The organism is Enterobacter sp. RHBSTW-00593 (assembly GCF_013784105.1).
GTDB lineage: Bacteria > Pseudomonadota > Gammaproteobacteria > Enterobacterales > Enterobacteriaceae > Enterobacter > Enterobacter ludwigii.
Genome location: NZ_CP056393.1, coordinates 4,767,882 through 4,790,631 on the forward strand (window position 1 = coordinate 4,767,882; position 22,750 = coordinate 4,790,631).

Consider the following 22,750-nt stretch of genomic DNA (forward strand, 5'->3'; position numbering starts at 1 on the left):
GGCGTCTTTCAGGCAAAAAAAAATCCTTTGCCGAAGCAAAGGATTATATATGGCAGGGGCGGAGAGACTCGAACTCGCGACACCCGGTTTTGGAGACCGGTGCTCTACCAACTGAGCTACGCCCCTAAAGTCTTTTGCCATTAAGCCTGCCGGGTAGGCAGGCTTAATGTCTTAATAAGTGGCGGAACGGACGGGACTCGAACCCGCGACCCCCTGCGTGACAGGCAGGTATTCTAACCGACTGAACTACCGCTCCACCGAAGACTGCTGTAACCACCGGATTTATGCACCGGCTTACTACGTAATTTGATGCCTGGCAGTTCCCTACTCTCGCATGGGGAGACCCCACACTACCATCGGCGCTACGGCGTTTCACTTCTGAGTTCGGCATGGGGTCAGGTGGGACCACCGCGCTAAAGCCGCCAGGCAAATTCTGTAATCTGTATCAGCTGAAAATCGTCTCTCACCGCCAAAACATCTTCGGCGTTGTAAGGTTAAGCCTCACGGTTCATTAGTATCGGTTAGCTCAACGCATCGCTGCGCTTACACACCCGACCTATCAACGTCGTAGTCTTCAACGTTCCTTCAGGAGACTTAAAGTCTCAGGGAGAACTCATCTCGGGGCAAGTTTCGTGCTTAGATGCTTTCAGCACTTATCTCTTCCGCATTTAGCTACCGGGCAGTGCCATTGGCATGACAACCCGAACACCAGTGATGCGTCCACTCCGGTCCTCTCGTACTAGGAGCAGCCCCCCTCAATTCTCCAGCGCCCACGGCAGATAGGGACCGAACTGTCTCACGACGTTCTAAACCCAGCTCGCGTACCACTTTAAATGGCGAACAGCCATACCCTTGGGACCTACTTCAGCCCCAGGATGTGATGAGCCGACATCGAGGTGCCAAACACCGCCGTCGATATGAACTCTTGGGCGGTATCAGCCTGTTATCCCCGGAGTACCTTTTATCCGTTGAGCGATGGCCCTTCCATTCAGAACCACCGGATCACTATGACCTGCTTTCGCACCTGCTCGAGCCGTCACTCTCGCAGTCAAGCTAGCTTATGCCATTGCACTAACCTCCTGATGTCCGACCAGGATTAGCTAACCTTCGTGCTCCTCCGTTACTCTTTGGGAGGAGACCGCCCCAGTCAAACTACCCACCAGACACTGTCCGCAACCCGGATCACGGGTCTACGTTAGAACACCAGCCATTAAAGGGTGGTATTTCAAGGTTGGCTCCACGCAGACTGGCGTCCACGCTTCAAAGCCTCCCACCTATCCTACACATCAAGGACCAGTGTTCAGTGTCAAGCTATAGTAAAGGTTCACGGGGTCTTTCCGTCTTGCCGCGGGTACACTGCATCTTCACAGCGAGTTCAATTTCACTGAGTCTCGGGTGGAGACAGCCTGGCCATCATTACGCCATTCGTGCAGGTCGGAACTTACCCGACAAGGAATTTCGCTACCTTAGGACCGTTATAGTTACGGCCGCCGTTTACCGGGGCTTCGATCAAGAGCTTCGCGTTGCCGCTAACCCCATCAATTAACCTTCCGGCACCGGGCAGGCGTCACACCGTATACGTCCACTTTCGTGTTTGCACAGTGCTGTGTTTTTAATAAACAGTTGCAGCCAGCTGGTATCTTCGACTGATTTCAGCTCCACCCGCAGGGGCTTCACCTACATATCAGCGTGCCTTCTCCCGAAGTTACGGCACCATTTTGCCTAGTTCCTTCACCCGAGTTCTCTCAAGCGCCTTGGTATTCTCTACCTGACCACCTGTGTCGGTTTGGGGTACGATTTGATGTTACCTGATGCTTAGAGGCTTTTCCTGGAAGCAGGGCATTTGTTACTTCAGCACCGTAGTGCCTCGTCATCACACCTCAGCGTTAACAAGGAACCGGATTTACCTGGAACCTCCGCCTACATGCTTAAACCGGGACAACCGTCGCCCGGCTAACATAGCCTTCTCCGTCCCCCCTTCGCAGTAACACCAAGTACAGGAATATTAACCTGTTTCCCATCGACTACGCCTTTCGGCCTCGCCTTAGGGGTCGACTCACCCTGCCCCGATTAACGTTGGACAGGAACCCTTGGTCTTCCGGCGAGCGGGCTTTTCACCCGCTTTATCGTTACTTATGTCAGCATTCGCACTTCTGATACCTCCAGCACCCCTCACAGGACACCTTCAACGGCTTACAGAACGCTCCCCTACCCAACAACACATAGTGTCGCTGCCGCAGCTTCGGTGCATGGTTTAGCCCCGTTACATCTTCCGCGCAGGCCGACTCGACCAGTGAGCTATTACGCTTTCTTTAAATGATGGCTGCTTCTAAGCCAACATCCTGGCTGTCTGTGCCTTCCCACATCGTTTCCCACTTAACCATGACTTTGGGACCTTAGCTGGCGGTCTGGGTTGTTTCCCTCTTCACGACGGACGTTAGCACCCGCCGTGTGTCTCCCGTGATAACATTCTTCGGTATTCGTAGTTTGCATCGGGTTGGTAAGCCGGGATGGCCCCCTAGCCGAAACAGTGCTCTACCCCCGAAGATGAATTCACGAGGCGCTACCTAAATAGCTTTCGGGGAGAACCAGCTATCTCCCGGTTTGATTGGCCTTTCACCCCCAGCCACAAGTCATCCGCTAATTTTTCAACATTAGTCGGTTCGGTCCTCCAGTTAGTGTTACCCAACCTTCAACCTGCCCATGGCTAGATCACCGGGTTTCGGGTCTATACCCTGCAACTTAACGCCCAGTTAAGACTCGGTTTCCCTTCGGCTCCCCTATACGGTTAACCTTGCTACAGAATATAAGTCGCTGACCCATTATACAAAAGGTACGCAGTCACCCCATAAAAGAGGCTCCCACTGCTTGTACGTACACGGTTTCAGGTTCTTTTTCACTCCCCTCGCCGGGGTTCTTTTCGCCTTTCCCTCACGGTACTGGTTCACTATCGGTCAGTCAGGAGTATTTAGCCTTGGAGGATGGTCCCCCCATATTCAGACAGGATACCACGTGTCCCGCCCTACTCTTCGAGTTCACAGCCTGTGTGCTTTCATGTACGGGACTGTCACCCTGTACCGTGCGACTTTCCAGACGCTTCCACTAACACACAAGCTGATTCAGACTCTGGGCTGCTCCCCGTTCGCTCGCCGCTACTGGGGGAATCTCGGTTGATTTCTTTTCCTCGGGGTACTTAGATGTTTCAGTTCCCCCGGTTCGCCTCGTTAACCTATGTATTCAGTTAACGATAGTGTGACGAATCACACTGGGTTTCCCCATTCGGACATCGCCGGGTCAAAGGTTCATATCACCTCGCCGGCGCTTTTCGCAGATTAGCACGTCCTTCATCGCCTCTGACTGCCAGGGCATCCACCGTGTACGCTTAGTCGCTTAACCTCACAACCCGAAGATGTTTCTTTCGATTCACCATCGACTTGCGAAAATTTGAGAGACTCGAACACACATAACATGTGTGTCGTTTCAATTTTCAGCTTGATCCAGATTTTTAAAGAGCAAAACTTCGCAGTGCACCTTTTCAGGTTCACTCTGAAGTTTTCTTGTTTTCGCAGTAAAAGATGGTGGAGCTATGCGGGATCGAACCGCAGACCTCCTGCGTGCAAAGCAGGCGCTCTCCCAGCTGAGCTATAGCCCCATCGTATGACCAACCTCTTCAAATCTGCATGACAGATTTGGTAGGCCTGAGTGGACTTGAACCACCGACCTCACCCTTATCAGGGGTGCGCTCTAACCACCTGAGCTACAAGCCTGTAGAGGTTTTTTACTGCTGTTTTTCATCAGACAATCTGTGTGGACACTACAAAGGCAGGTTCTTTAAGGTAAGGAGGTGATCCAACCGCAGGTTCCCCTACGGTTACCTTGTTACGACTTCACCCCAGTCATGAATCACAAAGTGGTAAGCGCCCTCCCGAAGGTTAAGCTACCTACTTCTTTTGCAACCCACTCCCATGGTGTGACGGGCGGTGTGTACAAGGCCCGGGAACGTATTCACCGTAGCATTCTGATCTACGATTACTAGCGATTCCGACTTCATGGAGTCGAGTTGCAGACTCCAATCCGGACTACGACGCACTTTATGAGGTCCGCTTGCTCTCGCGAGTTCGCTTCTCTTTGTATGCGCCATTGTAGCACGTGTGTAGCCCTACTCGTAAGGGCCATGATGACTTGACGTCATCCCCACCTTCCTCCAGTTTATCACTGGCAGTCTCCTTTGAGTTCCCGGCCGGACCGCTGGCAACAAAGGATAAGGGTTGCGCTCGTTGCGGGACTTAACCCAACATTTCACAACACGAGCTGACGACAGCCATGCAGCACCTGTCTCAGAGTTCCCGAAGGCACCAAAGCATCTCTGCTAAGTTCTCTGGATGTCAAGAGTAGGTAAGGTTCTTCGCGTTGCATCGAATTAAACCACATGCTCCACCGCTTGTGCGGGCCCCCGTCAATTCATTTGAGTTTTAACCTTGCGGCCGTACTCCCCAGGCGGTCGACTTAACGCGTTAGCTCCGGAAGCCACGCCTCAAGGGCACAACCTCCAAGTCGACATCGTTTACGGCGTGGACTACCAGGGTATCTAATCCTGTTTGCTCCCCACGCTTTCGCACCTGAGCGTCAGTCTTTGTCCAGGGGGCCGCCTTCGCCACCGGTATTCCTCCAGATCTCTACGCATTTCACCGCTACACCTGGAATTCTACCCCCCTCTACAAGACTCTAGCCTGCCAGTTTCGAATGCAGTTCCCAGGTTGAGCCCGGGGATTTCACATCCGACTTGACAGACCGCCTGCGTGCGCTTTACGCCCAGTAATTCCGATTAACGCTTGCACCCTCCGTATTACCGCGGCTGCTGGCACGGAGTTAGCCGGTGCTTCTTCTGCGGGTAACGTCAATTGCTGCGGTTATTAACCACAACACCTTCCTCCCCGCTGAAAGTACTTTACAACCCGAAGGCCTTCTTCATACACGCGGCATGGCTGCATCAGGCTTGCGCCCATTGTGCAATATTCCCCACTGCTGCCTCCCGTAGGAGTCTGGACCGTGTCTCAGTTCCAGTGTGGCTGGTCATCCTCTCAGACCAGCTAGGGATCGTCGCCTAGGTGAGCCGTTACCCCACCTACTAGCTAATCCCATCTGGGCACATCTGATGGCAAGAGGCCCGAAGGTCCCCCTCTTTGGTCTTGCGACGTTATGCGGTATTAGCTACCGTTTCCAGTAGTTATCCCCCTCCATCAGGCAGTTTCCCAGACATTACTCACCCGTCCGCCACTCGTCACCCGAGAGCAAGCTCTCTGTGCTACCGTTCGACTTGCATGTGTTAGGCCTGCCGCCAGCGTTCAATCTGAGCCATGATCAAACTCTTCAATTTAAGTTTGATGCTCGTGAATTAAACTTCGTAATGAATTACGTATGTTCACTCAGAGACTTGGTATTCATTTTTCGTCCGAGGACGTTAAGAATCCATGTCACTTTGAGTGCCCACACAGATTGTCTGATAAATTGTTAAAGAGCAGTTGCGACGCGGCTTACAGCTCACCGTCGCGAGGTCACGTATATTACGTTTTCCTCATTCAGAGTCAAGCATTTATTTTTGCTTTTCTCTGTTGGTGTTCATCTCTGAACCCCGCTAACCCGGCGGCTTGTAAGCCGTTGTTCCGTGTCAGTGGAGGCGCATTATAGGGAGTTCTCAGACGTTGACAACCCCTCTTTTAAAAAAAACGTTCAACCGTCTCTTTTTTGCTCAAAATCGTGCTACAGCGCCAGTTTTTCGAGCGTTTCAAAGCCATAACGGCGTAAAACGGGCAAAAGTTGCTCGGTCTCGTTGGTGATGGCCATACAAAAAGCGATGTTTGCATCGGCAGATTTTGCATCCGGGGCTTCATGTTCCAGCAACCAGGCCGTACGTCGGGCTATAGCCGCCCCCGAATCCACCAGCCGCGTGCCCTCAGGCAGAACTTCTAATAACTCTTCCTGTAATAGAGGGAAATGGGTACACCCCAGCACAACGGTGTCCGGTGGCTCCGGCATCCGCAGCCACGGGCGGAGAATACGGCGCAATTCTTCGAGCGGCACTGCCTTTCCGTGCAGCTTCGCTTCGGCGATCTCGACCAGTTCCGCCGAACCGAGCATCGCAATCTGGCATTCGTTGGCAAAGCGGTCGATTAACTCGCGCGTATAAGGTCGCTTCACCGTGCCTCGCGTTGCCAGTAAACCAACAATGCCATTTGCCGTCAGACGTGCGGCAGGCTTTATTGCAGGAACAACGCCCACAACCGGGAACTGGAATTTTCCGCGCAATGCAGGAAGCGATACTGTACTGGCCGTGTTACAGGCGATGACCGCCAGCGAGAGGGGATAACGCTTTTGTACCGCGGTGACGATTTCAACCACACGCTCAACAATAAAGTCTTCACTCTTTTCCCCATACGGGAACGCGACGTTATCAAAGGCGTAAATGTAATGGAGATCCGGCAGAAGATGTCGGATCTCATCATAGACCGAAAGCCCACCGACGCCGGAATCAAATACCAGCACGGTGGGACGCGGATTAGAAGGTGTAGCTGCCAGACAAGGTGTATTCCCGTCCTGCAGTTTGGTAGCCATAAACTGTCTCGTAATCTTTATCGAACAGGTTGGCTATTTTACCACGAACTGTAAGGTGAGAGGTGACAGGATATGAAACTGCGACATCCCACAGGCTTACGCCGCCCATTTTCACACGTTCTGTAGAATAGGTATTCGGATCGACCGCAACGTCATAGCGTGTACCCAAATAACGATAGGAAACGTTCCAGTCAAGATCCCATACCTGCCAATCAAGCTGATACTTAACCTGTTGCTTAGAACGGCGAGCCAGAACTTCATTGGTTTTGGTGTTACGTGGGTCAACATAGTCATAGGAAATCTGGTGCCCTACCGGACCTGTTTCAAACTGCGCCGTGGCTTCAATGCCTTTGATACGGGCTTCGTCCACATTGTAGTAACGGTAGTTTGCGTCGTAGCCAATGAGGTTATCAATGTCGTTACGATAACCTGTTACGCGCCAGTTAACCGGCCCCGTCAAACCTTCAAAGCCCCCTTCCCACTGTTTACTCTCTTCAGGCTTAAGGTCAGGATTGCCATATTTCTCACTGTGAATCTGGCTCATTGTCGGTGCTTTATAAGCCGTGCCATATGAACCAATAATCCGGTAACCATCGATAAACTCCCACGCAGCACTGGTTTGCCACGTAGCATGATTGCCAAAATTCGAGTTATCATCGTTACGTGCCGCAGCTTCTAGCGTGAGGCTATCAAATTGCTGCATCGCCGAGAGGAAGACGCCCGTATTGCGCTGCTCATAGCCGTTATCCATAGTACTAGAACCAGCCTGAGTTTTTTGTTTCTGCCAGTCCAGGCCCGCACCTATATTACCATGACCTACTTCAAGGGAATTTAACCACTGTGTGGTGTACTGCTTCACATCGTCCGTCGTTGCGGAATCTGAATAACGCCCTTTCTTCGGGTCATAGTTCTGATCTTTGCTGCGACCATAACCTATGGCCAACTGCGATTTAAATATCCCCTGACTGTAGCGCAGGCCCGTATCCCAGTTTTGACTGTAGAGTTGGCGCGTATCCGGTCGTCCATCAACGTTAAAGTTAGCATCGTAATGGTCATAGCCGTCATACGCAGTGCGATTGTCGTAACCAAAGCCGCGGAAAAAACCACTTACGCTATCGGTAATTTGCTGTTCCACAGAACCGTAAAGTGACTTACTCATAAAACCGTCACGATCCGGTTGACGCGGAGCATCTTTCGCACCGATATCGAAACCACGGGTATAAGTGTAATTACCCGCCATGGTGATTTTGGTTTTTTCCAGTACTTGCTGGAAAGAACCATCATAGGTCTGATACCCCTTAGAACCTACGCCTGCAGAAATTTCTGCACCCGGTTTATCTCGCCCTGTGATGATATTGATCACGCCACCAATCGCGTCAGAGCCATACAGCGCAGAACGCGGACCGCGAATATATTCGATGCGTTGAATCAGCGATGTTGGAATTTGGCTAAGGTCAGGAACATTGCTGATCCCTGCATTGTTTAGAGGAATACCATCAATCAACACCAGAACATGGCGGGATTCCGTACCGCGAATAAATGTTGAAGAGGTTGCGCCCAGGCCGCCACTTTGCGCGATATCTACCCCGGGTAAACGCGACATCACTTCAACAACACTCTTTGCCTGCCAGCGATCAATATCCTCGCGCGTCACCACAGACGTTGGTGCAAGAACGGTATTAACAGGTTGCTCAAAACGGTTTGCTGTCACCACCAACGAGTCGTCGCTATCCTGCGCCCAGCCCGAAAATGCCGTGACGGACAACGCCGTCAACAGCGATACTTTTTTAATCATTGTTAAAGCATCCACAATATAAGAAGGATGCCGCAGGCTTCATCTATAGCACGCGATGACGAAACCAAATGCGACGTGATCCCGGCAGGTCTTCGGGCTAGGTGGCGTTTTGCGGATGAAGACTTCCCATTTTCACAGTGTCTACAATTCTCATCCCGCCAGTCTTTACCGCTGCGCGTCAGCTCCAGATTTTCACTGGATTCCCTTTTCACTCTCAGGAGACCGGAAACAGAATGCTACAATTAGACACGTATAGATGTCCAGATAGCTATTGGCCATTAAATCTGGACATCCACTGCACAATCCCTACAATCCCCGCGTAATTCTTTATCACTCAGGACGCATCATGACCCCCGAACACCTCCCAACAGAACAGTACGACGCACAGCTGGCAGAGAAAGTTGTCCGCCTGCAAAGTATGATGACGCCTTTCAACGCGCCCGTTCCTGAGGTGTTCCGCTCGCCCGTTAGCCACTACCGCATGCGTGCGGAATTCCGCATCTGGCACGAAGGTGACGACCTGTACCACATCATTTTCGATCAGCAGACGAAGTCCCGCATTCGGGTTGACAGTTTCCCGGCGGCGAGTGAACTCATCAACCAGCTCATGACGCTGATGATCGACGGCGTACGCAACAACCCTGTGCTGCGCCACAAGCTGTTCCAGATTGATTATCTGACCACACAAAGCAACCAGGCGATCGTCTCTCTGCTGTATCACAAAGCGCTGAATGATGAATGGCGCGAGCAGGCAGAAGCGCTGCGCGATGCCCTGCGCGCGCAGAACATCAACGTTCACCTGATTGGTCGTGCGACAAAAACCAAAATCATGCTGGATCAGGATTTCATCGACGAACGTCTGTCGGTGGCGGGAAAAGAGATGGTGTACCGCCAGGTTGAGAACAGCTTTACCCAGCCAAACGCGGCAATGAACGTACAGATGCTGGACTGGGCGCTGAAGGCGACCGAAGGGTCAAAGGGCGATCTGCTAGAGCTGTACTGCGGGAACGGCAACTTCTCCCTGGCGCTGGCGCGTAACTTTGAGCGCGTCCTGGCGACGGAGATTGCCAAGCCGTCCGTTGCCGCTGCACAGTACAACATTGCCGCCAATCACATCGACAATGTGCAGATCATCCGTATGTCTGCAGAAGAGTTCACGCAGGCCATGAATGGCGTACGACAGTTTAATCGCCTGGAGGGGATCGATCTGAAGAGCTACCAGTGTGAGACGATTTTTGTCGATCCGCCGCGCAGTGGCCTGGACAGCGAAACCGAGAAGATGGTGCAGGCGTACCCGCGTATTTTGTACATTTCCTGTAACCCGGAAACGCTGTGCAAGAATCTCGAAACATTAAGCCAGACGCACAATGTTGAACGTCTGGCTCTCTTCGATCAGTTCCCGTATACGCACCATATGGAGTGCGGCGTACTTCTTACCGCGAAGTAACGTGATGGCAGGCCGGTCAACCTGCCTGCAACCCCACTCTCTTACTCCGGCAGCTCGTGCTTGCGGCTACGCATGCGCGAGCCAATCCAGAACACCAGTGCCACAGAGAGTACCGCCGGCAGGAAGTTAGAACCGATATCCGGATACTCTGCACGCACCACGGTGCTATACAGCAACACGCCAAGAATAAAGCAGGCCGCGGCCAGCCCAGGCAACCCGACCGGCATGGTGCGGTTCAGGTAACGCTGATGCAGACAGTACACCGTCAGCACCAGCGCAATAAGCGGGAAAATAGAAAATGGAACGATCGAGCTGAACACAGCCGCAAACGTGCCATTAATTGATAAGCCAGCGATCAATGCCAGCAACAGCGTACCCTTATCCTGACCTGACTGTTTCATTACTCACCTTCACTCTTCGGTTTGATGTGCCAGTTTCTCTTGTTCACGGCGATACCAGTAGTACGCGCCTTTGGAGATCATCCTGAGCTGTAATACCAGTCGCTCTTCGAGCTGCTTGCGTTGTTCGATGCTGACATCCAGCGCTTCGGCACCCGCGCTGAAAACAATCGTCACCATCGCCTCAGCCTGTGCTTCAGTGAACGCACGCGGCATATGGTTTTCGAGTTCAAGATAGTCGGCAAGTTCCGCGATAAAATGCTGAATTTCACGCGCCACAGCGGCACGGAACGCGGCTGATGTTCCGGAACGTTCCCGCAACAGCAGGCGAAACGCGTTGGGGTTATTGCCAATAAATTCCATAAAGGTCGACACAGAGGTGCGGATCACGCTCCCCCCTTTAGCGATACGCTGCCGCGCCTGGCGCATAAGCTGACGCAGCATCAGACCGCTCTCGTCGACCATGGTCAGACCCAGTTCATCCACATCACGGAAATGACGATAGAAGGACGTTGGCGCAATCCCGGCCTCGCGCGCAACTTCACGCAGGCTTAAACTGGCAAAACTACGCTCGGCACTCAGTTGACTGAATGCGGCTTCCACCAGCGAACGCCGGGTTTTCTCTTTTTGTTGTGCTCTTACGCCCATCACGATAGTTGAATCCTTCCAAAGGCCTGATGGCACTATACCAGAGAATAAAATTAATCTGTTTGCCTGGCTTTGTGAATGATTGTTTACGTACGGTTTGTGCTCCACTGCCGGAAAAAAGCACAACGATAATTGGGTTACTCGGGCAATGATGTTATGATTCTGTTGCTTTTATGTATAAGAACAGGTAAGCCTTACCATGCCACATTCCTACGATTACAACGCAATTGTGATAGGTTCCGGCCCCGGCGGCGAAGGCGCTGCTATGGGACTGGTGAAACAGGGAGCCAGAGTAGCGGTGATAGAGCGCTACCATAACGTTGGCGGCGGTTGCACCCATTGGGGCACCATCCCTTCCAAAGCCCTCCGCCATGCCGTTAGCCGCATTATTGAATTTAACCAGAACCCTCTTTACAGCGACCACTCCCGACTTCTTCGTTCCTCCTTTGCTGACATCCTGAATCATGCGGATACCGTTATTAACCAGCAGACGCGGATGCGCCAGGGGTTTTATGAGCGTAACCACTGTGAAATTTTGCAGGGCAATGCGCACTTTGTTGATGAACACACCCTGGCACTCGAATGCCACGACGGATCGGTCGAAACCATCACGGCGGAAAAATTTGTCATCGCCTGTGGTTCACGCCCGTACCATCCGGCAGACGTGGACTTCTCCCACCCGCGCATTTACGACAGCGATTCCATCCTGAGCCTGCACCACGAACCCCGTCATGTGATTATCTATGGCGCAGGGGTGATTGGCTGCGAATATGCGTCGATCTTCCGGGGCATGGACGTGAAAGTTGACCTGATCAACACCCGCGACCGCCTGCTGGCCTTCCTCGATCAGGAAATGTCAGACTCGCTCTCTTACCACTTCTGGAACAGCGGCGTGGTGATTCGCCACAACGAAGAGTACGAGAAAATTGAAGGCTGCGACGACGGTGTGATCATGCATCTGAAATCGGGCAAGAAGCTGAAAGCAGACTGCCTGCTGTACGCCAACGGCCGTACCGGTAACACCGATTCTCTGGCTCTGGAAAATATCGGGCTCGAAACCGACAGCCGCGGTCAGCTGAAGGTGAACAGCATGTACCAGACAGCCCTGCCGCATGTGTATGCCGTCGGTGATGTTATCGGTTATCCAAGCCTGGCTTCTGCAGCATACGATCAGGGACGCATCGCGGCACAGGCGCTGGTGAAAGGCGAAGCGACGGCACATCTGATCGAAGATATTCCGACAGGTATTTATACCATCCCGGAAATCAGCTCCGTCGGGAAAACCGAGCAGCAGCTGACGTCAATGAAGGTGCCTTACGAGGTGGGTCGCGCACAGTTTAAACATCTGGCGAGGGCGCAAATCGTGGGAATGAGCGTGGGTACGCTGAAGATCCTGTTCCATCGCGAGACGAAAGAGATCCTCGGTATTCACTGCTTTGGTGAACGCGCGGCGGAGATTATTCATATCGGCCAGGCGATCATGGAGCAAAAAGGTGGTGGTAACACCATCGAGTACTTCGTTAACACCACCTTCAACTACCCGACCATGGCGGAAGCCTATCGGGTCGCGGCACTGAACGGTTTAAACCGCCTGTTTTAACGCATTGTCAAAATGGCCATCCATCGAACCACGGATGGCCTCTGCCAGCTGCTCATAGCGGCTGCGCAGCGGTGAACCCGGACGATAAACCAGACCAATGGTACGACGTGGCTCTGGTTTAATGCATGGCAGATAAACCACGCCGTCACGTTTACGTTCGCGCGGCACGGCCAGTGCCGGCAGCAATGTGATCCCACTGCCCGCCGCCACCATATTACGCAGCGTTTCAAGGCTGGTTGCGCGGAAATGGGTATCCTCGTCAGCACCCGCTTCGAAGCAGAAGCCCATCGCCTGATCGCGCAGGCAGTGACCATCTTCCAGCATCAGCAGTTTTTCACCGGCCAGATCGGCCATCGGCACGCGATCGCGGTTCGCCCACGGGTGATCTTCATAGATCGCCAGCATCATGGGCTCATCAAACAGTGGCACCTCAATAAAAGCTTCGCTCTCTTTGACCAGCGCCAAAATGGCACAGTCGAGCTTGCCGCTGTCTAACTGCGCCAGCAGCTGATGGGTTTGCGCTTCATGCAGATACATTTCGAGTTTCGGGAACGTCTGATGCAGCATTGGAATGATGTGCGGCAACAGGTACGGGCCAACGGTTGGGATCAGGCCAATATGCAACGGGCCGGACATCGCCTCCCCCTGCTGGCTTGCCATTTCCTTGAGCACTTTGACCTCGCGCAGCACGGTGCGCGCCTGATCCACCAGCAGCAGACCTGCCTGGGTGAACAGTACCTTACGACTGGTGCGCTCCAGCAGCATCACGCCCAGCTCGTCTTCCAGCTTGCGGATCTGGCCGCTCAGGGTAGGCTGGCTGACGTGGCAGGAATCTGCCGCGCGGCGAAAATGGCGGTGCTCGGCTAACGCTACCAGGTATTCAAGATCACGAATATTCATTATTCATCCTCCGTCGCCACGATAGTTCATGGCGATAGATAGCATAGCAACGAACGATTATCCCTATCAAGCATTCTGTTGAATAATACACCACATAGACGAGGCGGCACGTGTTTGACCCTTGACGTCCCCGCACCGTCAGCGAGTTTCTCTCAAAACTCGAACAACTAAAGCCAACGTGAACTTTTGCGGACCCCGTGGTCCGCATTTTTTTTGCGTAAAAAAGGCCGGGGATAAAAGCAAAATGGCAACCGAAGTTGCCATTTTTAGTGTTTACGCCCTCTCCCCGTGGAAGAGGGCGGGGTGAGGGCACCAGCCCGCACTCATCAAACCAGCCGGTTTTTCGCATCCGCAATCGCCTGCGCGACCTGCTTCGGTGACACGCCGCCTTTCGCTGCACGCTTATCCAGACAAGACTGCAACGCCAGAATCGGATACACATCATCACCGATAACCGCACTGAATTTCTGCAGGTCGGTCAGCGGCAACGCTTCCAGCGCCTTACCCTGACGAATGGCTTCAACCACCGCTTCACCGACAATATGGTGCGCTTCACGGAACGGTACGCCTTTCGCCACCAGGTAATCGGCAAGCTCGGTCGAGTTTGCATAGCCCTGCTGCGCCGCTTCCTGACAACGCGGGCGTTTCACCTGAATGCCATCCAGCACCAGCGCGCCCATATGCAGGCAGTCCAGCCAGGTATCGAGCGCGTCGAACAGCCCTTCTTTGTCTTCCTGCATATCTTTGTTATACGCCAGCGGCAGCCCTTTCAGGGTCATCATCATGCCGGTCAGCGCGCCCTGCACACGGCCACACTTACCGCGGATAAGCTCCAGCGCATCCGGGTTTTTCTTCTGTGGCATCAGGGAGGAGCCTGACGTCACGCGGTCAGACAGCTCAACAAACCCGGCTTCACCGGAGTTGAAGAAAATCAGGTCTTCGGCAAAGCGCGACAGATGCACCATGCCGATAGACGCATTGGAAAGCAGCTCCAGCACGTGATCACGGTCAGAGACGCTGTCCAGGCTGTTACGGGTGGCTGAAGCAAAGCCCAGCCAGCCTGCCAGCTGGTCACGGTCGATTTCATAGGCCGTCCCTGCCAGCGCACCGCTGCCCAGCGGGCTCACGTCCAGACGCTTCAGGGTATCCTGCAGACGGCTTTCATCACGCGCCAGCATCTCAACGTAGGCCAGACACCAGTGGGCAAAGGTTACCGGCTGCGCGCGCTGCAGGTGGGTATAACCCGGCATCACCGCGTCCTGGTTGTTCTGCGCGGTTTCCACCAGCGCGCCCTGCAGCTGACGGTTGGCTGCCAGCAGTTCACCAACGGTATCTTTACACCACAATTTCAGATCAGTCGCGACCTGGTCGTTACGGCTACGCCCGGTATGCAGTTTTTTACCCAGCTGGCCGACTTTATCAATGAGTTTCCCTTCCACCCAGCTGTGAATATCTTCCGCATCGCTGGCGAGGATCTGCTGCGGGTCCAGACGCACCTCTTCCAGCAGGTTATTCAGCGCCTCTTCCAGCTGCAGCTGTTCGTCTGCGGTCAGGACGCCCACGGTGACCAGCGCTTTGGACCAGGCCACAGAGCCGACGATATCCTGCTCGGCCAGGCGGTAGTCGAAGCGCAAAGAGTCGTTGAACTGTTTGAACCGTTGATCCGCTGCCTGTGTAAAACGCCCACCCCAAAGTGCCATAACATGCTTCCTTAATATCTTTGAATTTCATTGCCCGGCTGCGCTGCGCTGACCGGGCCTGCAGAATCGGTAAATTGCTTACGCCAGAATACGCGTGCCAATCGGCGTGCCGTTAAACAACGCCGGGAGTTGCTCCGCGTGGCGCCAGGAGGCGATGTCCACCGGACGTCCGAGCGTACGCGCGGCATCCAGCGCCGCATTGACTTTGACGATCATGCCGTCGGTAATAATACCCTGCTCGATAAGCTGTTCGGCTTTCGCTGCGGTCATTTCCGCAATACGCTGGCCTTTGCCGTCGAGAATACCGCTTACGTCAGAGAGCAGAATCAGGTCCGCGCCAAGCGTAGCCGCCAGAGCCGTTGCCGCCTGGTCTGCATTGACGTTCATCAGTTCGCCCTCTTCGGTCACCCCGATAGAGCTCACCACCGGCAGGAATCCTCCTTCCAGCAGCATGTTAATCAGCTTAGGCGAACCAGGCTGTGCCAGTCCAACGTGTCCGAGCTCTTCGTCGAGCTGGGTCACTTTTACGCTGTCACCATCGCCCAGACACAGACCGACAGAGGCGATATGGTGTTTCTTCGCCCACGCCAGCAGCGTTTTGTTCGCCGTCCCCGCCAGGGCACCGGTAATAATGTCAATCTGGTCAGCAGGCGTGACGCGCAGGCCATTTTTCTTTTTCACCGGCAGGTTGAGCCCTTTCATCAGCTCATCAACCACGCAGCCGCCGCCGTGCACAATCACCAGCGGACGTTGGTGTGATTCGCGATAGTTCACCAGCGCGGTAAAAAGACGCTCCAGCGCTTCTTCGCTGTCCAGCAGTACACCACCGAGTTTGATAATTAATGGGTTCATCATCACACCTTAAATAAGAGCCTGGGTTTCCGGGAAACCGAAACGAATATTTGCACACTGCATTGCCTGTGCGGCAGCGCCTTTAAGTAAGTTATCTTCCGCAGCCACCACAATCAGGTGCTCACCCTGCACGGCAAAGCCGATGTCGCAGAATGGCAGGCCAACCACGTTTTTCAGCGCCGGCACGCCTTTGTCGTACAGACGCACCAGCGGTTTGTCCGCATAGGCCTGCGTAAAGGCTGCGCTCACCTGTTCGTGGGTCACGCCGGGTTTCAGTCGGCAGGTGATGGTTTCGAGGATCCCACGCGGGAAGCTGCCCAGATGCGGCGTGAAGATGACATCCGCACCCAGATGCGTCGTGATTTCAGGGTGATGGCGGTGATTGAACACGCCATACGGCTGAAGGCTCACTTCGCAGAAGCTGTTGGCAATAGCGGCTTTACGCCCCGCGCCGCTGACACCACTGGTGGCGTTGATCACCGGCCACTGGTTCAGATCCAGCAGGTCTGCGTCGATCAGCGGCTTCAGAGAAAGCTGTGCCGCCGTCGGATAACAGCCCGGCACGGCAACCAGATCCGCTTCCTTCAGTTTATCTGTGCTCCACTCCGCCAGGCCGTATACCGCTTTTTCCAGCAGCTCAGGGTGTTGATGGGTGAAACCGTAATATTTTTCGTAGAACGCGCCGTCATTCACACGGAAGGCGCCGGAGAGGTCGAACACCACACAGCCGGCCGCCAGACAGTGCGGAACCAGGTCGTGGCTGACTTCGTGCGCGGTAGCTAAAAACACCACGTCGACGCCGTCGGTGAACGCGCGGATGTCAGACATTGGCTGCAGCGGCAGATCAACAATGCCTTTAAGTTGCGGATGCAAATCGGAAATTAACTTTCCTGCATCATTGCTTTGCGCTGACACGGTCAAAGCGGTTATGGTCATATGAGGATGGCGATTCACGTAGCTTACAAGCTCTGCGCCCGCATAACCGCTAGCGCCTACAATCAGCGTATTCAACATCGGGTTCCTTTATGCTCAACGTTAATGTATTTTTATTCACATTTATTGCATGAATATTGATACTATCACGACCTAAGGTGTGTCAACAATGAAAATGAACTTACCGCCATTTATCGAGATTTACCGCGCCCTGATTGCCACACCCTCCATCAGTGCGACCGAAGAAGCGCTGGATCAGAGCAATGAGTCTTTAATCAATCTGCTGGCAGGTTGGTTTAGCGATATTGGGTTTAACGTTGAGGTTCAGCCCGTTCCCGGAACACGCCATAAATTTAACCTGCTCGCCAGTACCGGACAGGGTGCCGGCGGCCTGCTGCTGGCCGGTCATACCGATACCGTTCCCTTTGACGATGGCCGCTGGACGCGCGATCCGTTCACCCTGACCGAGCATGACAACAAGCTTTACGGTCTGGGCACCGCCGATATGAAAGGCTTTTTTGCTTTTATCCTCGATGCGCTGCGTGACGTGGACGTGACAACGCTGAAGAAACCGCTCTACATTCTGGCCACTGCCGATGAAGAGACCAGCATGGCCGGGGCGCGCTACTTCTCTGAAAACACCTCAATTCGCCCGGATTGCGCCATTATTGGTGAACCAACGTCACTGCAGCCAATCCGTGCCCACAAAGGCCATATCTCCACGGCGGTGCGCGTGCTGGGCCAGTCAGGCCACTCCAGCGATCCGGCGCGCGGCGTCAACGCCATCGAACTGATGCACGACGCCATTGGCCGCATCATGCAGTTGCGCGACTCGCTGAAAGAGCGTTATCACTACGACGCATTCACCGTGCCTTATCCGACGCTGAACCTCGGCAGCCTGCACGGTGGTGATGCATCCAACCGTATCTGCGCCTGCTGCGAACTGCATATGGATATCCGTCCGCTGCCGGGCATGACGCTGAGCGATCTCGACGGCCTGTTGACCGAAGCGCTGGCGCCGGTCAGCGAGCGCTGGCCGGGCCGCCTGACGGTCTCCGAGCTTCATCCGCCGATCCCTGGCTACGAATGTCCGCCGGATCATCAACTGGTTGAAGTCGTGGAAAAGCTGCTCGGCGAGAAAACCGACGTGGTGAACTATTGCACCGAAGCACCGTTTATTCAGACCCTGTGTCCTACGCTGGTGCTTGGCCCCGGTTCCATCAACCAGGCCCACCAGCCGGATGAATATCTGGAAACGCGCTTTATCAAACCGACCCGTGAACTGATTACCCAGGTCGTGCATCACTTCTGCTGGCATTAAAATGCCCCTGAGGGTTCCCTCTCCCGGTGGGAGAGGGTCAGGGTAAGGGCAACAAATCCCGCGATCTTCGTCACATTCCCATAAGCATCTCTTATCTGACGCAAAGCGAATTAAATTTCGTAAATTACCCACATTTATTCGTTTGCTGAACCGTTTTCGCAGCAATTGACGACGGGGGTTTTACGTGGCTTTATAAAGGGAGATGACAAAATATTGTCCAAAAGATTTTCGATTGGGCATAAACAAAAATGATGGGGTGACTGGGTTTTTATGAACGAACAATATTCCGCGTTGCGTAGTAATGTCAGTATGCTCGGCAAAGTGCTTGGAGATACCATCAAAGATGCGTTGGGGGAAAACATCCTCGACCGCGTTGAAACCATCCGCAAGCTGTCAAAATCTTCCCGTGCAGGTAACGAGGCCAGTCGTCAGGAGCTGCTCACCACCTTGCAGAACCTTTCTAACGATGAGCTGCTGCCCGTTGCCCGCGCCTTCAGCCAGTTTCTGAACCTGGCAAATACCGCTGAGCAATACCACAGCATTTCGCCGAATGGCGAAGCTGCCAGCAACCCGGAAGTCATTGCCCGTACGCTTCGTAAACTGAAAGACCAGCCAGACCTCAACGAAGACATCATCAAAAAAGCGGTGGAGTCCCTTTCGCTGGAGCTGGTTCTGACCGCTCACCCAACCGAAATCACTCGCCGCACCCTGATCCACAAAATGGTGGAAGTGAACAACTGCCTCAAGCAGCTGGATAACAAAGACATTGCTGACTACGAGCGCAACCAGCTGATGCGCCGTCTGCGCCAGCTGATTGCCCAGTCCTGGCACACCGATGAAATTCGTAAGCATCGTCCAAGCCCGGTCGACGAAGCCAAATGGGGCTTTGCAGTAGTGGAAAATAGCCTGTGGGAAGGGGTGCCGAACTACCTGCGTGAGCTGAACGAGCAGCTGGAAGCGAATCTGGATTACCGCCTGCCGGTCGATTTTGTGCCGGTGCGCTTCACCTCCTGGATGGGCGGCGACCGAGACGGCAACCCGAACGTCACCGCGGAAATTACCCGCCACGTGCTCCTGTTGAGCCGCTGGAAAGCAACCGACCTGTTCCTGAAAGATATTCAGGTGTTGATCTCCGAGCTGTCGATGGTAGAGGCCACGCCGGAACTGCGCGCGCTGGCTGGCGAAGAAGGTGCCAGCGAGCCGTATCGTTTCCTGATGAAAAAACTGCGTGGCCAACTGATGGCGACGCAGGCCTGGCTGGAAGCGCGTCTGAAAGGCCAGCGCCTGCCAAAGCCGGAAGGCCTGCTGAGCCAGAACGAGCAGCTCTGGGAGCCGCTGTATGCCTGCTATAAATCACTGCAGGCCTGCGGAATGGGCATCATCGCGAATGGCGAACTGCTCGACACCCTGCGCCGCGTGAAGTGTTTCGGCGTGCCGCTGGTGCGTATTGACGTCCGTCAGGAAAGCACCCGTCATACCGAAGCGCTGGGCGAACTGACCCGCTATCTCGGCATCGGCGACTATGAAAGCTGGTCTGAAGCGGACAAACAAGCCTTCCTGATCCGCGAACTGAACTCCAAGCGCCCCCTGCTGCCACGTAACTGGGAGCCAAGCAACGAAACCCGCGAGGTGCTCAACACCTGTAAAGCGATCGTTGATGCGCCGAAAGGATCGGTGGCTGCCTATGTGATCTCCATGGCGAAAACGCCGTCTGACGTGCTGGGTGTTCACCTTCTGCTCAAAGAAGCCGGTATCGACTATGCCCTTCCGGTTGCACCGCTGTTTGAAACCCTTGATGACCTGAACAACGCCAACGACGTCATGACGCAGCTGCTGAACATCGACTGGTACCGCGGCTTTATTCAGGGCAAACAGATGGTGATGATTGGCTATTCCGACTCCGCAAAAGACGCGGGCGTCATGGCGGCATCCTGGGCGCAGTATCAGGCACAGGACGCGTTGATCAAGACCTGTGAAAAAGCAGGCATCGAACTGACGCTGTTCCACGGACGCGGCGGCTCGATTGGCCGTGGTGGCGCACCAGCACATGCGGCACTGCTGTCACAACCGCCGGGAAGCCTGAAAGGCGGCCTGCGTGTGACCGAACAGGGCGAAATGATCCGCTTCAAGTATGGCCTGCCGGAAGTGACCATCAGCAGCCTGTCGCTCTACACCAGTGCGATTCTGGAAGCGAACCTGCTGCCACCGCCAGAGCCGAAAGAGTCCTGGTGCCATATCATGGACGAGCTGTCAGATATCTCCTGCGATCTGTACCGCGGTTACGTGCGTGAAAACAAAGATTTTGTGCCTTACTTCCGTTCAGCTACCCCTGAGCAGGAGCTGGGTAAACTGCCGCTGGGTTCACGTCCGGCTAAGCGCCGCCCGACCGGTGGCGTAGAGTCTCTGCGAGCCATCCCGTGGATCTTCGCCTGGACCCAGAACCGTCTGATGCTGCCCGCCTGGCTGGGCGCAGGCGCGGCGCTGCAGAAAGTGGTGGAAGATGGCAAACAGAACGAACTGGAAACCATGTGCCGCGACTGGCCGTTCTTCTCCACCCGTCTGGGTATGCTGGAGATGGTCTTCTCGAAAGCAGACCTGTGGCTGGCGGAATACTACGATCAGCGTCTGGTGAAGCCTGAGCTGTGGACGCTGGGTAAAGAGCTGCGCGAACTGCTGGAAGACGACATCAAAGTGGTGCTGGACATTGCTAACGACTCGCACCTGATGGCGGATCTGCCGTGGATTGCCGAGTCCATCCAGCTGCGTAACATCTACACCGACCCCCTGAACGTCCTGCAGGCGGAGCTGCTGCACCGTTCACGTCTGGCGGAAGAAGAAGGTAAAGAGCCGGATCCACGCGTCGAACAGGCGTTGATGGTGACGATTGCAGGCGTTGCGGCAGGTATGCGTAACACAGGCTAATCCATTGGCTTCATACAGGCCCGGCAGCGCTAACGCTGCCGGGCGAAATCCGGTATTCACGCCATGCACCACGACATCAGCACCCTTCTGACCGACCTCATTAATGGCACCGTCGCGCTACGTGACGTACGGTTTTTCACCCCGCCCGACCCACACTCCCGCACAACGCCTTGCCTGGTCATTAACCTCGATAATGCCTGCGAAGCGTGGTTTTCTTCCTCTGCGGAGGGGTTACTTCATACCGGTCACGCGCTCAGCATCAGCTTCGGTAAACAGCAGCTGTCGCTTCGTCTTTATCGGGATAACGTGCTTATACAGCACCAGCAGGTTGCCCGGCGCGGCCCCCGAACCGGAGCGTTTCTCCTGCAAACGCTGGCCGAGCTGCAGATGCAGCCTGATGAACAGGAAACGGCCAGACTGGTGGTACTGAGTATGCTCAGCCACTGTCGCGATCTTCTTGGCAGCGACATTCACACTGACAGCCGCAGTCGCGCTTTGTTTGAAGCCATCCGACGCTATCTCGATGAACATCACGCCTCACCGCTGACCCGCGATTCCGTGGCGCGGGCGTTTTATATTTCACCCAACTACCTTTCACATCTGTTTCAGAAGACCGGGAACGTGGGGTTCAATGAATACCTGACCCAAACGCGTCTGGAACACGCGCGCCAGTTGCTCAAGGGTTATGACCTAAAAATCAAAGACATTGCCGCCCGCTGCGGCTTTACAGACAGCAACTACTTCTGTCGCCTCTTTCGTAAACATACCGAACGCTCCCCTTCTGAATACCGCCGCCAGTATCACAGCCAGCTGACTGCCAAAAACTAGCATTGTGATCGCCCTCTCACTTCACTAAGCACATTACATTTGTCCAGTATTTGGCAAAATTGACCTGTATCCCCGGCCAGCAGCCCCACCTTATCCTTAAGTTAACCTTTCTGACTTAAGGAAAAATAATGGAACTGTATCTGGATACCGCCAACGTGGCAGAGGTTGAGCGCCTGGCGCGCATTTTTCCGATTGCCGGTGTCACCACCAACCCGAGCATTGTAGCTGCCAGCGGCGAAACCCTCTGGAACGTACTGCCGCGTCTGCAAAACGCCATCGGGCCCCAGGGTACGCTGTTTGCCCAGACCATGAGCCGTGAAGCCGAAGGGATGGTGGCAGAAGCCAAACGCCTGAGTAACGCCATTCCTGACATCGTGGTGAAAATCCCGGTGACCGCACAGGGCCTTATGGCGATAAAAATGCTGAAAAAAGAGGGCATAACCACGTTGGGTACGGCCGTTTACAGCGCCGCCCAGGGTTTACTGGCCGCGCTGGCGGGAGCGAAATATGTCGCACCGTATGTTAACCGCGTCGACGCTCAGGGCGGGGACGGCATTCGTATGGTACAGGAGCTGCAATCCCTGCTCGAACGCCACGCGCCCGAAAGCAACGTGCTGGCCGCAAGCTTCAAAACACCACGTCAGGCGCTGGACTGCCTGCTCGCCGGATGTGAAGCAATCACGCTTCCTTTAGATGTAGCGCAACAAATGCTCGGCACCCCAGCGGTAGAGTCAGCCATAGAGAAGTTTGAGCACGACTGGAAAAACGCGTTTGGTAACCTCAACCTCTAAGGG

General features: G+C 54.4%; 14 protein-coding genes, 4 tRNA genes, 3 rRNA genes and 1 riboswitch. Of the genes, 6 read left to right on the plus strand and 15 right to left on the minus strand.

Annotation, left to right across the window (positions count from 1 at the left end; translation table 11 throughout):
• Nucleotides 1-50: 50 nt before the first annotated feature.
• From HV242_RS22905 to btuB, 9 genes are all read right to left on the minus strand, one after another.
• A tRNA-Trp gene (locus HV242_RS22905) sits at nucleotides 51-126 on the minus strand.
• 53 nt (nucleotides 127-179) lie between these two features.
• Nucleotides 180-256 (minus strand) — tRNA-Asp (locus tag HV242_RS22910).
• A 55-nt stretch (nucleotides 257-311) separates the two neighbouring features.
• A 5S ribosomal RNA gene (gene rrf, locus HV242_RS22915) occupies nucleotides 312-427 on the minus strand.
• A 63-nt stretch (nucleotides 428-490) separates the two neighbouring features.
• Nucleotides 491-3,396, minus strand: a 23S ribosomal RNA gene (locus HV242_RS22920).
• Nucleotides 3,397-3,576: 180 nt separating this feature from the next.
• Nucleotides 3,577-3,652: transfer RNA gene (locus HV242_RS22925), tRNA-Ala, on the minus strand.
• Between the two features lie 38 nt (nucleotides 3,653-3,690).
• Nucleotides 3,691-3,767: transfer RNA gene (locus HV242_RS22930), tRNA-Ile, on the minus strand.
• A gap of 70 nt (nucleotides 3,768-3,837) precedes the next feature.
• Nucleotides 3,838-5,377 (minus strand): 16S ribosomal RNA (locus tag HV242_RS22935).
• Together the 16S, 23S and 5S rRNA genes with 4 tRNA genes alongside form the textbook arrangement of a ribosomal RNA operon.
• Nucleotides 5,378-5,760: 383 nt before the next feature.
• Nucleotides 5,761-6,612, minus strand: coding sequence for a glutamate racemase (gene murI, locus HV242_RS22940; protein ID WP_044868765.1), 852 nt, complete (start codon nucleotides 6,610-6,612; stop codon nucleotides 5,761-5,763).
• The gene (btuB, locus tag HV242_RS22945) at nucleotides 6,557-8,407 is read right to left on the minus strand and encodes a TonB-dependent vitamin B12 receptor BtuB (RefSeq protein ID WP_063858712.1); all 1,851 of its coding nucleotides are present in this window, start codon (nucleotides 8,405-8,407) and stop codon (nucleotides 6,557-6,559) included. Before btuB ends, murI begins: the two co-directional genes overlap by 56 nt.
• A 66-nt stretch (nucleotides 8,408-8,473) precedes the next feature.
• Nucleotides 8,474-8,649: riboswitch (cobalamin riboswitch) on the minus strand.
• Nucleotides 8,650-8,753: 104 nt separating this feature from the next.
• On the opposite strand from btuB, the gene trmA reads away from it, so the two are divergent.
• Nucleotides 8,754-9,854, plus strand: a complete 1,101-nt coding sequence (trmA, locus tag HV242_RS22950) for a tRNA (uridine(54)-C5)-methyltransferase TrmA (RefSeq protein WP_049022991.1) — start codon at nucleotides 8,754-8,756, stop codon at nucleotides 9,852-9,854.
• A 41-nt stretch (nucleotides 9,855-9,895) separates the two neighbouring features.
• Here trmA and HV242_RS22955 read toward each other — a convergent pair whose 3' ends face one another.
• Nucleotides 9,896-10,255: a YijD family membrane protein gene (locus tag HV242_RS22955; RefSeq protein WP_020883939.1), complete on the minus strand. Its 360-nt coding sequence runs from the start codon at nucleotides 10,253-10,255 to the stop codon at nucleotides 9,896-9,898.
• A 9-nt stretch (nucleotides 10,256-10,264) separates the two neighbouring features.
• A complete protein-coding gene (fabR, locus tag HV242_RS22960) occupies nucleotides 10,265-10,903 on the minus strand; it encodes an HTH-type transcriptional repressor FabR (protein WP_008501784.1) in 639 nt (212 codons plus the stop codon).
• A 196-nt stretch (nucleotides 10,904-11,099) separates the two neighbouring features.
• On the opposite strand from fabR, the gene sthA reads away from it, so the two are divergent.
• Nucleotides 11,100-12,500, plus strand: coding sequence for a Si-specific NAD(P)(+) transhydrogenase (sthA, locus tag HV242_RS22965; RefSeq protein ID WP_050737735.1), 1,401 nt, complete (start codon nucleotides 11,100-11,102; stop codon nucleotides 12,498-12,500).
• On the opposite strand, the gene oxyR is transcribed toward sthA, so the two are convergent.
• The 4 genes from oxyR to argC all read right to left on the minus strand — a co-directional run bounded on the left by oxyR (nucleotide 12,483) and on the right by argC (nucleotide 16,966).
• Complete coding sequence (gene oxyR / locus HV242_RS22970; RefSeq protein WP_014172176.1) at nucleotides 12,483-13,400, minus strand: DNA-binding transcriptional regulator OxyR; 918 nt, start codon at nucleotides 13,398-13,400, stop codon at nucleotides 12,483-12,485. The two genes, sthA and oxyR, sit on opposite strands and share 18 nt — an antisense overlap.
• Nucleotides 13,401-13,726: 326 nt before the next feature.
• The gene (argH, locus tag HV242_RS22975) at nucleotides 13,727-15,100 is read right to left on the minus strand and encodes an argininosuccinate lyase (protein ID WP_014172177.1); all 1,374 of its coding nucleotides are present in this window, start codon (nucleotides 15,098-15,100) and stop codon (nucleotides 13,727-13,729) included.
• A 78-nt stretch (nucleotides 15,101-15,178) separates the two neighbouring features.
• Nucleotides 15,179-15,955 carry an acetylglutamate kinase gene (gene argB, locus HV242_RS22980; protein WP_086462987.1) on the minus strand — a complete coding sequence of 259 codons (777 nt, stop codon included), beginning with the start codon at nucleotides 15,953-15,955 and terminating at the stop codon, nucleotides 15,179-15,181.
• Between the two features lie 6 nt (nucleotides 15,956-15,961).
• Nucleotides 15,962-16,966, minus strand: a complete 1,005-nt coding sequence (gene argC / locus HV242_RS22985; protein WP_050737736.1) for an N-acetyl-gamma-glutamyl-phosphate reductase — start codon at nucleotides 16,964-16,966, stop codon at nucleotides 15,962-15,964.
• A gap of 88 nt (nucleotides 16,967-17,054) precedes the next feature.
• Between argC and argE the strand changes: the two genes are divergently transcribed.
• The 4 genes from argE (at nucleotide 17,055) to fsa (ending at nucleotide 22,747) form a co-directional block, all read left to right on the plus strand.
• Nucleotides 17,055-18,206, plus strand: coding sequence for an acetylornithine deacetylase (argE, locus tag HV242_RS22990; protein ID WP_020883942.1), 1,152 nt, complete (start codon nucleotides 17,055-17,057; stop codon nucleotides 18,204-18,206).
• Between the two features lie 270 nt (nucleotides 18,207-18,476).
• On the plus strand, nucleotides 18,477-21,128 hold the full coding sequence (gene ppc, locus HV242_RS22995) for a phosphoenolpyruvate carboxylase (RefSeq protein ID WP_014172182.1): 2,652 nt from the start codon (nucleotides 18,477-18,479) through the stop codon (nucleotides 21,126-21,128).
• A gap of 63 nt (nucleotides 21,129-21,191) precedes the next feature.
• On the plus strand, nucleotides 21,192-21,956 hold the full coding sequence (locus HV242_RS23000; protein WP_050737737.1) for a helix-turn-helix transcriptional regulator: 765 nt from the start codon (nucleotides 21,192-21,194) through the stop codon (nucleotides 21,954-21,956).
• 128 nt (nucleotides 21,957-22,084) lie between these two features.
• Nucleotides 22,085-22,747 (plus strand): fructose-6-phosphate aldolase, encoded by a 663-nt coding sequence (fsa, locus tag HV242_RS23005; RefSeq protein WP_050737738.1) that lies wholly within the window; start codon nucleotides 22,085-22,087, stop codon nucleotides 22,745-22,747.
• Nucleotides 22,748-22,750: the final 3 nt, after the last annotated feature.

Coding starts and splice junctions, on each gene's coding strand:
- murI (WP_044868765.1), bottom strand. CDS start 6,612: ATGGCTACCAAACTGCAGGACGGGAATACACCTTGTCTGGCAGCTACA.
- btuB (WP_063858712.1), bottom strand. CDS start 8,407: ATGATTAAAAAAGTATCGCTGTTGACGGCGTTGTCCGTCACGGCATTT.
- trmA (WP_049022991.1), top strand. CDS start 8,754: ATGACCCCCGAACACCTCCCAACAGAACAGTACGACGCACAGCTGGCA.
- HV242_RS22955 (WP_020883939.1), bottom strand. CDS start 10,255: ATGAAACAGTCAGGTCAGGATAAGGGTACGCTGTTGCTGGCATTGATC.
- sthA (WP_050737735.1), top strand. CDS start 11,100: ATGCCACATTCCTACGATTACAACGCAATTGTGATAGGTTCCGGCCCC.
- oxyR (WP_014172176.1), bottom strand. CDS start 13,400: ATGAATATTCGTGATCTTGAATACCTGGTAGCGTTAGCCGAGCACCGC.
- argH (WP_014172177.1), bottom strand. CDS start 15,100: ATGGCACTTTGGGGTGGGCGTTTTACACAGGCAGCGGATCAACGGTTC.
- argB (WP_086462987.1), bottom strand. CDS start 15,955: ATGATGAACCCATTAATTATCAAACTCGGTGGTGTACTGCTGGACAGC.
- argC (WP_050737736.1), bottom strand. CDS start 16,966: ATGTTGAATACGCTGATTGTAGGCGCTAGCGGTTATGCGGGCGCAGAG.
- argE (WP_020883942.1), top strand. CDS start 17,055: ATGAAAATGAACTTACCGCCATTTATCGAGATTTACCGCGCCCTGATT.
- ppc (WP_014172182.1), top strand. CDS start 18,477: ATGAACGAACAATATTCCGCGTTGCGTAGTAATGTCAGTATGCTCGGC.
- HV242_RS23000 (WP_050737737.1), top strand. CDS start 21,192: ATGCACCACGACATCAGCACCCTTCTGACCGACCTCATTAATGGCACC.
- fsa (WP_050737738.1), top strand. CDS start 22,085: ATGGAACTGTATCTGGATACCGCCAACGTGGCAGAGGTTGAGCGCCTG.